This window comes from Streptomyces sp. NPDC032126, from assembly GCF_055580085.1.
Map to the genome: position 1 here is coordinate 185,637 of NZ_JBVIMA010000005.1, position 13,629 is coordinate 199,265.

A 13,629-nucleotide genomic window follows, 5' to 3' on the forward strand; every position below is an offset into this window, starting at 1 on the left:
CGCCGGGCAGGTTCCGTTGTCACAGGAAACCCATAGATCCTCTTCCGCATCTTCCGGGGCGCGTGAGGCCCCCGGAGGAGACGGGGCGCCCGCGCTCCGAGCAAGAGGAGGATCCATTGATCCGTGCCCGGCGCATAGGGGTCACCGCCATCGCGGCGCTCGCCGCACTGGCGGGGTCACCCGGGCTGGCGCAGGCCCAACAGCCGTCCGGCGCAAGACCGTCGACCGCTTCCACGACGAACAGTGAGCTTCCGCCGGGCTGGCGGATCTCCGGGCAGGGCGCCGAACGCGAGCTGATGTGGAGCGCGCCCCGGCCGCTGGCCATGGGTGACGCGCGCGTGGAGTTCCGCACCGCGGACCGGCTGCTCGGCGTTCCGCTCGCCGACAAGGACGGCCGGACCTTCCGGCTGGCCCTCGACAACACCCACGCGACGGACCTGGACGACCTCCAGGTGACCGCCGGTGGACGCCGGCTGGACGCGCCCACGCCTTCCCCCGCTCCCGGCGGGCGGAGCGCGCTCGCCGCCCAGCAGCCTCCGGCCCTCGCGGCGGCCGGTGCGGTGGACCCCGGCAAGCCCGGCTCGTACCGCACGGTCAGCGGCGCGTACGACCTGGACCCGGTCAAGCTTCCCGGCTTCCCCGCGCCGGTCGAGATGCGGGCCGAGGTCGTCGCGCCCAAGGGCGCCACCGGCAAGCGCCCCCTCGCCCTGTTCCTGCACGGCCGCCACTCCACCTGCTACAAGCCCGGCGGCGACGACGTCAGCGGGGACTGGCCCTGCCCGGCCGGAACCAAGCCGATCCCCAGCCACCTGGGTTATCTGCGCGACCAGCAACTCCTCGCCTCCCAGGGCTATGTGACGGTGTCGATCTCCGCGAACGGCATCAACGGCCAGGACTACCAGGCCGACGACGGCGGAGCGCAGGCCCGTTCCTCGCTGGTCCGCCAGCACCTCGCGCGCTGGGCCGACTGGGCCGCCCACCCGGCGCACGCCCCCGCGGCCGTACGCGACCTGGCGAAGGCCGATCTGTCGCGAGTCCTGCTCGTGGGCCACTCGCGCGGCGGCGAGGGCGTCAACCGCGCCGCCCTGGACAGCCTCTACCCGCCGCCCGCCGACCAGGACGGCTACCGGGGGCCGGTGCGCTGGAAGGTGCGCGGCACCGTGCTCATCGGACCGACGATCTTCGGCCAGAATCCCGTCGCCGACGTGCCGTCCGTGACGATCCTGCCGGGCTGCGACGGCGATGTGTCCGACCTTCAGGGCGAGGTCTACGTCGACGGCACCCGCGGCGTCAGCAAGGGCGCGGCCCTGCACAGCGCGGTCTACGTGGTCGGCGCCAACCACAACTTCTTCAACAGCGAGTGGACCCCGGGCCAGGCCCACGCGCCCGCCGAGGACGACTTCTTCGACGACCCGGACCAGCGCGACCCCGTGTGCACGCCGGGCACCCGCACCCGGCTGACCGCCGACCAGCAGCACAAGGCGGGCGCCACCTACATCGCCACCGCCGCCCGGCTGTTCGTCGCCGGTGACGACCGGGCCCGCCCGCTCCTGGACGGCACCGGCCTGCGCGCGCCGTCCGCCGACCCGGCCCGGGTCCTGACCCACGCGGTCGGAGCGGGGCGGGGCGCAGGGTTCCTGCCGGACGGCGCGGTCCGGGTGAGCGGCGGCGGCAAGCTGTGCTCGGCGGTCGATCCCGCCCCGGCCGCGGCCTGCCTCGGCCCGGAGACCAAGGGGTCGTCCCCGCACTTCGCGACCTGGGAGACCCAGCGGGAGACCGACCGCCGCGCGGTGGCGCTGAACTGGTCCGCGCCGGGCACGACGACCCACGTCCAGCCGTCCGCCGCGCTGTCGCTGGCCGGCTCCCAGAGCCTCGCGCTGCGTGTCTTCGTACCGCCGAACACCAGCGGTACCCGGCTCGACGTGGCCGTCACGGACTCCGCCGGCCACCGGGCCGCACTGGGCCGGGTCACGGTCGACGGGCTGCCCGGCAGCGAGCGCACCGCCTCCTACTGGGCGCGCGAGGTGCGCGTCCCGCTGACCGCCGCGACCCGTGCCGGAGTCGACCTCAAGCACATCAAGTCCCTTGACCTGACGCCGCGTTCGACGGCGGGGCGGGCCTGGCTGATGGACGCCTGGGGCTGGCGCCCCGGCACCCCGGCGGTGCGGGCGGCGGCGCTGCCGCGCGTCGACGTCGGCCGCACGAAGGTCAAGGAGGGCGACTCGGGCGTGCGCACCTACCAGGTGCCGGTCCGCGTCTCCGGGCACGGCAGCGGCCAGGTCCGTGTCTACGTCATCGATCCGGTCACCGGTGAGGCGAAGGACAAGCTGGTGACGGTGCACCCCGGCGGCCACGACATCGACGTGAGCGTCGAGGTGAAGGGCGACACGCGGTTCGGGGACGACGTCCAGCACGACATCGCCGTCAAGGCCGTCCACAACGCCGTGATCGGGTCGCACCGGGGCGGGATCACCGTCGAGAACGACGACCCGATGCCCGCGATCACGGTGACGCCGGTCGCGGACAAGGTGACCGAGGGGAAGGCCCTGGCCTGGCGGATGTCGCTGGCCGAGGCGGCCGACGTGGACATCTGGCTGCCGTTCCTGATCTCGCCGGTCACCGAGGGGACGGAGCTGTCCACCAAGGACGTCGACCCGCGGTGGCTGCAGGAGTGGACCGGCGCGGAGGCCGACCCGGAGCGGCCGCTGTCGCAGACGCAGGCCTGGATGTGGCTCACCTTCCCGGCGGGGACCACCACGCTCGACGTGAGCGTGCCGACGGTCGCCGACCAGGTGGCCGAGCCGGCCGAGTCGCTGCGTCTGGTGCAGAGCGACTTCGACTCCCGGCCGGTGCCGGGCGGCATCACGCTCACGGGCACGGTGACGGACACACCGTAGATCCCGGGCACGGCGAGGCCGTAGCTCACGCGGACGGCCGAGCCGCGGATCCCGCACAGAGCAAGAAGGGGCCCGGACCACACGGTCCGGGCCCCCTTGTCGGCTCAGAGCGTCACACGGATGCCCACCGTGCCGTCCGGCCCCCGGCGCAGTCTGCTGCCCAGCAGGGAGAGCCGGCCGGTGATGCCGTACTTGCGGGCGATCAGCTGCCGGTAGCGGCCCGCGGTCGCCGCGTCCACGATCTCGGCCTTGGCCGGGACCTGCTCGCCCGTCGGGCGGCCGCGCAGGTCGCAGGGGCCGACGAGGACCTCGCCGCGGGCCCGGATGCGTCTGACCTTCCAGGAGTCGGCGGCGGTCCAGACACCCAGGGCGTCCCCGTCGCGCACCACCCAGACCGGGGTCGCGACCCCGGTGCCGTTCTTGCGATAGCTGGTCACCAGCAGATACTTGCCCGCGCCCAGCCGTTCCAGCGACGTCTCGTCCATGCCCGGCAGTCTAGATGTGCTGCCCATACCAGAAACCCCGGCGTTCCCGGGCGTCACGGGATGATCGCTTTCCTGGTGGATCCGGTGAACGCCGGCCCGCCTCGGTACGTATGGACTACGGGTGCTCGACGACCGGAGCGCCCCGCGGTGTCGAGGCCGCGCGTTCGGGGTTCGGGAGCCATGCATGAGGCACGTACGACGACGGACAGTTCGCCGGGTGACACGACTGGCGGCCGTCGGCGGACTCCTCCTGGGAGGAGCCATGGTCACGCAGGCGGCCATGGCGAATGAGCCGCCGGACGCGTCGGTGCGCCGGGGAGCGGCGCGGACGTTCGCCGAGACGGGCGCGGATCTGGTGACCCGGCTGGGTTCGGCCCGTACGGCGGGCAGCTGGATCGGGGCCGACGGGCGGACGGTGGTCGCCGTCACCGACGAGAAGGCCGCCGCCGAGGTCCGCGGGGCGGGTGCCGAGCCGAGAGTGGTCGGTCACAGCATGAACGAGCTCAAGTCGGCCACCGAGGCCCTGCGTTCGGCTCCCCGGGTGGCCGGCACCTCCTGGGCCATGGACTATCCGAACAACCGGATCGTGGTGCGCGGCGACAGCACCGTGTCCGCGTCCGACTGGGCGCGGCTGACCCAAGTGGCGGGCCACCTCGGCAGTTTCGTGCGGATGGAGCGCACCTCGGGCACCTTCACGCCGAGGCTCAACGGGGCCCAGCCGATCCTGTCGACCGGCGGTCGCTGTTCGGCCGGGTTCAATGTGACCGACGGGCAGCGCGACTACATCCTGACGGCCGGGCACTGCGGGCCGGCCGGTTCGCTGTGGTTCGCCGACAACCAGGGCAGTCAGCAGCTGGGCCGCACGACCACCTCCAACTTCCCCGGCGCGGACTTCTCGCTGATCCCGTACGACAGCGGCTCGGCGGGGGCCGGTGCCGACGTGGTCGCCATCGGCAACGGCAACGGGGTGCGGATCACCGGCCTGGGTGACGCGTCCGTCGGCCAGCGGGTGTTCCGCAGCGGCAGCACGAGCGGGCTGCACGACGGCAAGGTGACCGCGCTCAACGCGACGGTGAACTACCCCGAGGGGACGGTCACCGGGCTGATCGAGACGGATGTGTGCGCCGAACCCGGGGACAGCGGCGGCCCGTTGTTCTCCGAGGGGATCGCGCTCGGGGTGACGTCGGGCGGCAGCGGCGACTGCACGTCGGGGGGTACGACCTTCTTCCAGCCGCTGACGGCGGCGCTGACCCAGTTGAAGGTGAAGCTGATCGTGTCCGCGCCGGCGGCCGGCGGGCAGAACGCCGCGGGGGCGGCCTCGGGTGCGCCCGCGCCGTCCTCCTCGGCCACCGAGGCGGCGATCGCGCCGGGGTCGGTCTCGCCGGGGTCCCGGACTCCGGTGACGGGTGCGGCCGGACAGACGCTGGCGGCCCGGCTCACCGACCCGCGGAACATCGGTCCCGGGCTGCTGGTGATCGCGGGCAGTCTGGTCGCGCTGGTCGCGACCCGCTACATCCGTGCGGAGCAGGATCGCAAGGCCTATCAGCGGTATTACTCGGCGACGTGGGGGTGACAAGGGATCCGGGGCTGCGGCGACGGCCGGCCCCGCGGTGCGGCGGCGGTCAGGCCGCCCGCTGCGGGGCCACGGCGGCCCACTCCATGACGAGCCGCTGATATTCCTCGCGCTGCTCGACGGTCAGTGTCCCGCCCGACCGGAGCCACAGGGCCCGGATCTCCTCGTTGACCTCCGCGGCCGATCGCTCGGAGAGGGGTTCAACAGTGGTGGACATGGTGTGAATCTTACGGGGTCGGAGGTGAAGGCCACGTGAGTTAATACGTGATATTCCGGACATTCCGGACCGTGTTGCTGATCACGTCCATCTGTCCCGACCCGTCGGGCAGTTCACCGCGCTGAACTGCCCGAACGCGTCGTCCGCCCGGCTCGGTACGGTCAGGTGCCGGGCTTGCGGCCGTAGATGAAGACGTCGTCGCCGGTCTTCAGCAGCGACCAGTACTTCTTGGCTGTGGCGCTCGTCATGTTGACGCAGCCGTGCGAGCCCGGCGGGTTCCACATGCTGAGGTTCACCGAGTGGAACGCCTGGCCGCCGTCGAAGAACTGGCTGTACGGCATGGGCACGTTGTAGATGTTCGAGACGTGGTTCTTGTGCTTCCAGTAGATCTTCTTCAGCCCGGTGCGGGTCTCGTACCCGTTTCGGCCGGTGCGCACCGGGACGGGCCCGTAGACGAGCCTGTTGCCGTCCTGGATCCAGCTGATCTGGAGCGTGAGGTTCACACAGGCGATACGGCCCTTGTTGGTGGGGCACTTGCCGTCCCGGTTCGGGTGGGAGCCCACCGCCTTCTGCTTGTTCATGAGATCCATCACGCCCCACGTGACGGATCCCGCGTAGCCGATGTTCGGCGTGATGCCGTGCTTGTTCTGGAAGGCCTGGATGGCCCTGCAGTCGGCCGTGGACTGCCGGCCGTCGACCGGCCGGCCGAGGAACTTCTCCACCTGCTTCTGGTACGGCCCCGCCTGCGTGGAGCAGCTCGCGGCCTGGGCCGGCGCGGCCCCGACGGCCAGCGTGAGCGGCGCCACCAGCCCCGTCACTCCGAGCGCGACCACTCCTCGTCTGCGTATGTCCCCCATGACCCAGCCCTCTCCCTCACCCTGTTCTCCGACGATCTCGCTCACCTAGACAGCCGAAGGGGGCGTTGGGGTTGTAGGCGGATGTGAGCTGTGACGAAACAGTGAACTTCCCCGGTGCCCGGCCGGCCGGACGGCCGGGCGCGTGACGCCTCAGCGGTAGCCGGTGGTGTCCGCCGGGCGGTCCTTGTCCTGCACCTCGACGACGTACCGCCAGGCGTCCGGGCGGCTGCCGTCGAGGTCGGTGAAGCCGTACTCCCGGGCGAGGCCGCCGCTGGACAGGGACTGCCCGTTCCAGCGGGACACGTCCGGGTCGGCGGCGAGGGCGGCGACGGCCCGGCCGACGAAGCGCGGTGACTCGGAGATGGCGAAGTGCGGCTGCTTCTCCAGCGCGTCGCGCCAGTTGCCCTCGCGCACGCCGAACAGGTCCAGCATCAGCTCCGAGCGCAACCAGCCGGGGCTGAGCGCGACGGCGGTGGCCCCGCGCGGGCCGAGTTCATGGCCGAGGCAGAAGGCCATGCGTACGACGGACGTCTTGACGAGGTCGTAGAAGAAGTTCACGCGGTAGGTGTCCCGGTTGTACTCGGCGGTTCCGTCGGTCATCTCCACGACCAGGCCACCGGGGTGGCGCAGCAGCAGGGGCAGCGCGTAATGGCTGGTGATCGCGTGGGTCTCCACACCCAGGCGCAGCATCCGCAGCCCGTTGTCCAGATCGTGCTCCCAGACGGTGGTGTCCCACTCGAAGAGCCGGTCGCCGCCCCAGACGTCGTTGACGAGGACGTCGAGGCGGCCCTGCTCACCGGCGATCCGCTCGACGAGCGCGCGGACCTGTTCCGGTACGAGGTGGTCGGTGGGGACGGCGATGCCCTCACCGCCCGCCTCGGTGACCAGGTCGGCGGTGTCCTCGATCGTCTCGGGGCGGTCGTACTCCGAGCGATGGGCGCGGGTGGTGCGTCCCGTCACATAGACGGTGGCCCCGGCCGCCCCCAGTTCCACGGCGATGCCGCGTCCGGCACCTCGTGTCGCTCCGGCGACGAGTGCGACCTTGCCTTCCAGTGGGCCCGGCATGTCCGACCTCCTGCGCGTGTTCCGTCGATGTCGTCATCGAGGGTCGCGTGGAAGCCGGACATCCTCTGTCGTCTTTTCCCGCCGTTGTGCTCAGTGGCCCCGGGCGATCCACTCGTCCAGGTGAGGTGCCTCCGCGCCGATCGTCGTCGAGTCGCCGTGGCCGGTGAGGACCTTCGTGTCCGCCGGCAGGGTCAGGAGCCGATCGCGGATCGAGGCGACGATCGTCGGGAAGTGGGAGTAGGAGCGGCCGGTCGCGCCCGGGCCGCCCTGGAAGAGGGTGTCGCCGGTGAAGAGCGTGCCGAGGCCGGGGTCGTACAGGCAGACCGCGCCGGGCGCGTGCCCGGGAGTGTGGAGGACGGTCAGGTCGGCGCCCGCGGCCTCGATGACCTGGCCGTCGAGCAGATGCGCGTCGGGCTCGCGGTCGGGGTGGGTGAGCTTCCACAGCGGCAGGTCGTCGGGGTGCAGCCAGATGGTGGCGCCGGTCAGGTCCGCGAGGGCGGGCGCGGCGTTCACATGGTCGTTGTGGGCGTGGGTGCACACGATCGCGGTGAGGCGGCGCCCGCCGACGGCCTCGGCGATGGCCCGGGCGTCGTGGGCGGCGTCGATGACGATCGCCTCGTGGTCGTCGCCGACGATCCAGACGTTGTTGTCGACGTCCCAGGTGCCGCCGTCGAGCGTGAACTGCCCGGAGGTGACGAGGCGTTCGATGCGCGCGGTCATCACAGCACCACCACCGAGCGCAGCACGTCGCCGTGGTGCATCCGCTCGAACGCCTTCTCCACCTCGTCGAGTCGGATGGTCTCCGAGACGAACGCGTCCAGCGGCAGGCGCCCTTGGAGGTGCAGGTCGATCAGCATCGGGAAGTCGCGGGAGGGCAGACAGTCCCCGTACCAGGAGGACTTCAGCGCGCCGCCGCGCCCGAAGACGTCCAGCAGCGGCAGCTCCAGCTTCATCTCCGGGGTGGGGACGCCGACGAGGACGACCGTGCCGGCGAGGTCGCGGGCGTAGAAGGCCTGGGTGTACGTCTCGGGCCGGCCGACCGCCTCGATGACGACGTCGGCGCCGAAGCCGCCGGTGAGCTCGCGGATCGCCTCGACCGCGTCCGTCTCCCGGGAGTTGACGGTGTGGGTGGCGCCCAGTGTGCGGGCCTTCTCCAGTTTGCGGTCGTCGATGTCCACGGCGATGATCCGCGCGGCGCCGGCCAGGTTCGCCCCCGCCACGGCCGCGTCACCGACGCCGCCGCAGCCGATCACGGCGACGGAGTCGCCCCGGCCGACGTTGCCGGTGTTGATCGCGGCGCCGATGCCCGCCATGACGCCGCAGCCGAGCAGGCCGGCCACCGCCGGGGAGACGGCCGGGTCGACCTTGGTGCACTGGCCGGCCGCCACCAAAGTCTTTTCGGCGAAGGCGCCGATGCCGAGGGCCGGGGACAGCTCGGTGCCGTCGGTGAGGGTCATCTTCTGCCGGGCGTTGTGCGTGTTGAAGCAGTACCAGGGCCGGCCGCGCAGACAGGCCCGGCAATTCCCGCACACGGCACGCCAGTTGAGGATCACGAAGTCACCGGGCGCCACGTCCGTGACCCCCTCGCCGACCGACTCGACCACGCCGGCCGCCTCATGACCGAGCAGGAACGGGAAGTCGTCGTTGATCCCGCCCTGCTGGTAGTGCAGGTCGGTGTGGCACACCCCGCAGGCCTGCACCCGCACCACGGCCTCCCCCGGCCCGGGGTCCGGCACGACGACGGTCTCCACCCGCACCGGCTCGCCCTTGCCCGGTGCGATCACGCCTCGCACTTCCTGCGCCATGGTGTTGCCCCTTTCATCGCAGGTCGCTGTCCCGCTCCGACCCTAGACGCAACTGATCGGTAGGGGCGCGGATCACGCCACGGGGCATGCGGGGTGTGCGTGTTCCCGGTCGCCCGTGAGAGCCGTCTCTCCGGTCGCCCGTGAGGGTCGTCAGCCCTGCTCGGCCTTCTCCTGCCAGGCCCGGGCGGTCTCCGGCTCGTCCGTCTCCAGCAGGACCGCCAGGCCCGTCATCGCCTCGGTGCTCCCCTCCGCGGCCGCCTGCTCCCACCAGGCCCGGGCGCCGTCGGCGTCCTCCTGTTCGTAGAGCAGGTGACCGAGGTTGTACATCGCGTTGGCCTCGCCCCGTTCCGCCGCCTCCTCCCACCACCGGCGGGCCTCCTCGTCGTGGCCGAGCCGGCCGAGGAGCACGCCGAGTGTGTTCATGGCGTTGGGGTTCCCGGTCGACGCGGCGCGCTCCAGGAGGTCCCGCGCCGCGTCGTCGTCCCCCTCGGCCTCCAGCTGGATCGCGAGGTTGTTCATCGCGTCCGGGTCGCCGAGTTCCGCGGCCCGCCGCCAGTATCCGGCGGCGGCCTCCGGGTCGTCGTCCATGACGAACACGCCGAGGTTGTAGAGGGCCGTCGCGTTGCCCTGGGACGCGGCGCGCTCCAGCCAGTTCCGGGCCTCGACGGGATCCTCCTCCAGCAGGGTGATCGCGAGATTGCGCATCCCCTCGCTCCAGCCGGCCTCGGCGGACATCCGGAACCAGATCCGGGCGCCCTCCGGGTCCTGGTCGTGGAGCATCAGGGCGAAGTTGTTCATCGCGGCGTCGTGGCCGGCGTAGGCGGCCCGGCGGTACCAGGCGCGGGCCGCTTCCGGGTCCTCCTCGTCCGCCAGCAGCCCCAGGGTGTTCATCGCGTCGGTGTCGCCCGCGTCGGCAGCCGCGCGCAGCCATCGCCGGGCCTCGTCCGGAGCGTCCTCCATGAGCAGGGAGCCCAGGCTGCTCATGGCCACGGCGTTGCCCGCCTCGGCGGCCTCCCGCAGCCAGTACCGGGCGCCGTCCGGATCGCGGCCCAGCTGGGCGAGCCGTATCCCGTGGTTCAGCATGCCGTAGACGTCCCGGGTCCGGGCGGCCCGTTCGAACCACATGTCCGGCGCCTCGGGGTCCCCCGGCTCCTTGAGCGTGCCGATGAGCAGGCCGTACAGTCCCATGGCCTCCGGTTCCCCGGCGTGCGCCAGGGGTTCGAGCGCCCGCCGCGCGATGTCGTACTGGGCGTCCTCCATGGCCTGCCAGCCGACGGACGAACGGTTCTCGGCGTCGTCGGCGAGCGCCGTCAGGACGGCTTCCCACACCGGGGCCGGGACGGGGTCCGGGGTGCGGCCGTCGTCGATGACGACGGCCTTCAGCCCGCCGTCGTCCTCGTCGACGTGCACCAGGGAGGCCCGCGTCGGGCGGCCCTCGACCCGCATCGGCGTCAGCGCCCAGGCGAGCGCCTCCTCCAGCCGCCCGGTGGGGACGGGGTCCGGCAGGTAGGCGCGGTTCACCAGGTCGAAGGCCACGGTGTCGGGCACGCCCCGGGTCATGCCGGTCCGCGCCCAGTCACGGACCGCCGCGAGAAGGGCCTGCCGCACGGGATCCGGGTCGGCGTCCCTTTCCATCAGTCCGATCATGGTGGCCGTGTAGAGGTCCGCCCGTCGCCGCCACTCCTGCGCCTCGGCCGGGTCGACTCCCGGCAGACCGGCCAGGGCCGCCATGGCCTCCGGGTCGCCCGCCTCCGAGGCGGCCCGCAGCAGCTGTTCGGCGGCGTCCCGGTCCTCCTCCGCGAGGGCCGCTCCGAGCGCGCCCCGCGCCTTGCTGTGGCCGGCCTCGACGGCCCGGCTCCACCACGCGCGGGCCGCCGCCGGGTCGCCGTCGGCGGCGCTGCGGCACCCCAGTTCGTACATCGCGTCCTCGTCGCCCGCGTCGGCGGCACGGCACCACCAGGTACGGGCCTCGGTGGCGTCCTCGGCCAGCAGGCCCAGCTCCGTCATGGCCTCGGCCAATCCGGCGCGAGCCGCTTGTTCGAGCAGCGGACGCGCGGCTTCCGGGTCACCGCGCCGGCTGTGCAGATGGCCCAGGGTGAACGCGCAGATGGCCTCCCCTGCCTCGACTCCTCGTTCGAGCCAGTACTGGTAGCCGTCCATGTCGCCGCCCTGGTGGGCGAGGATCGCCAGGTTCAGCAGGGCATCGGTGTTCCCCGCCTCGACGGCGCGCAGCCACCAGTAGCGGGCGCCGTGCGTCAGCCCCTGTTCGGACAGCTCGATGCCGAGGGAACGCATCGCCCCCGTCTGTCCCGCGTCGGCGGCGCTCTGCAGCCACTCCACGGCCTCCTCGTGCTCGCCCCGGTCCGCCAGGACGGCGCCCAGGTTGCGCATCGCCTCCTCGTAGCCCGCTTCCGACGCCCTGCGGAACCAGCGCTCGGCCTCCGCCGGGTCCCGGTCGGCGAGCATGAGGCCGAGGTTGTTCATGGCCGCGAGGTTCCCCGCGGCGGCGGCCTGCCGGAACAGCTCGGTGGCCTCCTCGGGCTCCTGCTCGTACAGCCGGGCCCCGAGTCCGGTCCTGGCCTCGTCGTCGCCGGCCTCGGCCGCGCGGCGGTACCACGCATGGGACGCCTCGGGGTCGTCGTCCTCCAGAAGCCGGGCCAGGTCGAGCATCGCCCCGTCGTTGCCGGCCTCGACGGCGCGCTCGAACCAGACGCGCGCCTCGGCGGGATCGTCCGACGCGAGGAACGCGCCGTAGTTGCGCAGCGCGTAGGAGTCGCCGGTGTCCGCGGCCCGCCGCATCCACCGCATGGTCTCCTCGGGGTCGTCGGCGAAGAGGCCGTACAGCCCCATGCTCTCGGCGTCCCCCGCGTGGGCCGGGGTCTCGAAGGCCCGGCGGACCACGTCCCGTTCCCCGAGGGCGGCGGCGCGCCACCCGATCGCCGACAGCAGGTCGTGGTCGTCCGCCGCCGCTTCGAGGGCCGCCGTCCAGGTCGGGCCGGGCACCGGGGGCGGCGCGTTGCGGGTGTCGAAGTCCTGTACGTAGTCGTTGACGGTGAGCGTGTCGGCCTCGGGGTCCGCCATCAGCAGGCTGTGCGCGCTGCGTCGGCCGCCGACGGCGACGGGGGTGAGCGCCCAGGTCAGCGCCTCGTCGAGTTCGTCGTCCTCGGCGGGCCTGTCCAGATAGGCCCGTTGGACGAGGTCGTGGGCGACGGCGCGCGGGATGGGCGTGGTCAGGCCGGTGCGGTACCAGTCGAGCACGACGCGCAGCAGGTGCCCCCGGCAGGGGTAGTCGTCGGGCTCGGTCTGGAGGGAGCGCTGGATCAGCTGGGGTCCGGCCACGCACCAGACGCCCAGGGCGACCCGCAGGGCGACGGCCTGCCGCAGGGCGGGGTGGGCCACCCGCTGCGGCACGCGGCGCCGTTCGGGGTCGGACCACTCGCGCCGCCAGACGAGCTGGCGGACCAGGGCCCGGTCGGTGAGGGCCTCGCCCACCGGGTTGTTGGACTCGGTGAGCGCGGCGAGTTCGTCGGAGCGGATGGTGCCGACCACGACGGCGCCGGCGGCGAGGAGGCGGCGCAGCATCTCGCGCAGCCCGCCGATCTGGTAGCGCTCGACGTCGTCCAGCCAGACGAGGGAGGGCCCGATGTCGTCGAGGGGCAGTTCGGTGGTCTCGGCCAGCCGTCCCTCGACGGGGCGCAGCAGCCGGTGGGTCGGGAAGCGGCCGCGGGCCGCCTCGGCCGCGGAACGGCTCTTGCCCGCACCGGACTTGCCGACCAGCAGCAGCATGCGGTGGGTGCGCGCGGCGTCGGCCAGCGCCGTGCGCAGTTCGGCGTCGCCGTCCCGGGAGACGTAGCGCAGGTACGGCGGTTCGCCGGGCAGGTCGACGCTCTTCACGCCGAACGCGCCGAGGTCGATGTCCTCGCCGAGGCGCAGGGGCATCCCGTCGGGTCCGAGGCAGGCGGTGGACAGGGCCCGGCGCAGGGCGGCCGCGTGCCGTGCGGTGGCGTGCACGGGGGCGCCGGCGACCCGCCGCAGTGCGGTGCGCAGGGCGGGTTCGGCGTCGAGGACCTCGGCGAGCGGCACGCAGTACAGCCGCCGCTGCTGGTGGGCGCGGTCCGCGGCGACGACGACCGCGGCGAGCCGGCCGTCGGCCAGGACGACTCCGGCGCCGGACATGCCTCCCCAGCCCTCCGGTGCGGCGGCGGTGGAGCTGTCGGCGTCGAGCGGCAGCCATGCGCGGGGCAGGGTCCGCCCCTGTGCCACGGGTGCCTTGGCCTGGCCGCCGGGCAGCAGGGTCCCGCTGACCTGTTCGGTCTGCCGTACGACGCGTTCGGATCCGCCGTCCGTGACGCGGTGCGTCTCCTGGTCCGGGAAGCCCAGGGCCTCGCAGCCGGGTTCGGCGCGGCCGCCGAGGCGGACGACCACCGGAGGGTCGGAGGAGGGCACGAGCCAGTTGCGTTCGCTGCCGTCGCCGTCCTGGACGGTCAGCAGGGCCAGGTCCCATGCCTCGTCCTCCCAGACGATCCGCATCGGCACCCAGGGGCCGACCCGCCGCTGGGCGCGCCGCACGACCCGTGCCAGGACGCCGCCGTGGGGTCCGGTCACGACATGGCGGGCGGTGAGGACGCCCCGGGTGCCGAACACCACGCCGGATCCGGACCGTCCGGGCGGCCCCCAGACCTCCGCCAGCCGGTCGTCCCACAGTGATCCCATCGTGCCCCCGTAGGCCC

General features: G+C 73.0%; 9 protein-coding genes. 2 read left to right on the forward strand and 7 right to left on the reverse strand.

All coding sequences use genetic code 11. The features are described 5' to 3' along the window. The first annotated feature begins 116 nt into the window (after positions 1-116). A complete protein-coding gene (locus ACZ5NW_RS20335; RefSeq protein WP_468745250.1) occupies positions 117-2,897 on the forward strand; it encodes an alpha/beta hydrolase family protein in 2,781 nt (926 codons plus the stop codon). Between the two features lie 104 nt (positions 2,898-3,001). On the opposite strand, the gene ACZ5NW_RS20340 is transcribed toward ACZ5NW_RS20335, so the two are convergent. Continuing rightward, positions 3,002-3,382, reverse strand: a complete 381-nt coding sequence (locus ACZ5NW_RS20340) for a PPOX class F420-dependent oxidoreductase (protein ID WP_468745251.1) — start codon at positions 3,380-3,382, stop codon at positions 3,002-3,004. 184 nt (positions 3,383-3,566) lie between these two features. Here ACZ5NW_RS20340 and ACZ5NW_RS20345 point away from each other — a divergent pair, with 184 nt between their 5' ends. After that, positions 3,567-4,955 carry a S1 family peptidase gene (locus ACZ5NW_RS20345; RefSeq protein WP_468745252.1) on the forward strand — a complete coding sequence of 463 codons (1,389 nt, stop codon included), beginning with the start codon at positions 3,567-3,569 and terminating at the stop codon, positions 4,953-4,955. A gap of 49 nt (positions 4,956-5,004) precedes the next feature. Here ACZ5NW_RS20345 and ACZ5NW_RS20350 read toward each other — a convergent pair whose 3' ends face one another. From ACZ5NW_RS20350 to ACZ5NW_RS20375, 6 genes are all read right to left on the reverse strand, one after another. After that, on the reverse strand, positions 5,005-5,172 hold the full coding sequence (locus ACZ5NW_RS20350) for a hypothetical protein (protein WP_468745253.1): 168 nt from the start codon (positions 5,170-5,172) through the stop codon (positions 5,005-5,007). Positions 5,173-5,333: 161 nt separating this feature from the next. Then, on the reverse strand, positions 5,334-6,029 hold the full coding sequence (locus tag ACZ5NW_RS20355) for a L,D-transpeptidase family protein (RefSeq protein ID WP_468745632.1): 696 nt from the start codon (positions 6,027-6,029) through the stop codon (positions 5,334-5,336). 150 nt (positions 6,030-6,179) lie between these two features. Next, positions 6,180-7,094 (reverse strand): SDR family oxidoreductase, encoded by a 915-nt coding sequence (locus ACZ5NW_RS20360; protein WP_468745254.1) that lies wholly within the window; start codon positions 7,092-7,094, stop codon positions 6,180-6,182. A gap of 90 nt (positions 7,095-7,184) precedes the next feature. Beyond that, positions 7,185-7,814 (reverse strand): MBL fold metallo-hydrolase, encoded by a 630-nt coding sequence (locus tag ACZ5NW_RS20365; protein ID WP_468745255.1) that lies wholly within the window; start codon positions 7,812-7,814, stop codon positions 7,185-7,187. Next, on the reverse strand, positions 7,814-8,899 hold the full coding sequence (locus ACZ5NW_RS20370) for an S-(hydroxymethyl)mycothiol dehydrogenase (RefSeq protein ID WP_468745256.1): 1,086 nt from the start codon (positions 8,897-8,899) through the stop codon (positions 7,814-7,816). Before ACZ5NW_RS20370 ends, ACZ5NW_RS20365 begins: the two co-directional genes overlap by 1 nt. Before the next feature lie 150 nt (positions 8,900-9,049). Beyond that, entirely contained in the window at positions 9,050-13,612 is a 4,563-nt protein-coding gene (locus ACZ5NW_RS20375) for a trypsin-like peptidase domain-containing protein (RefSeq protein WP_468745257.1), read from the reverse strand. Positions 13,613-13,629: the final 17 nt, after the last annotated feature.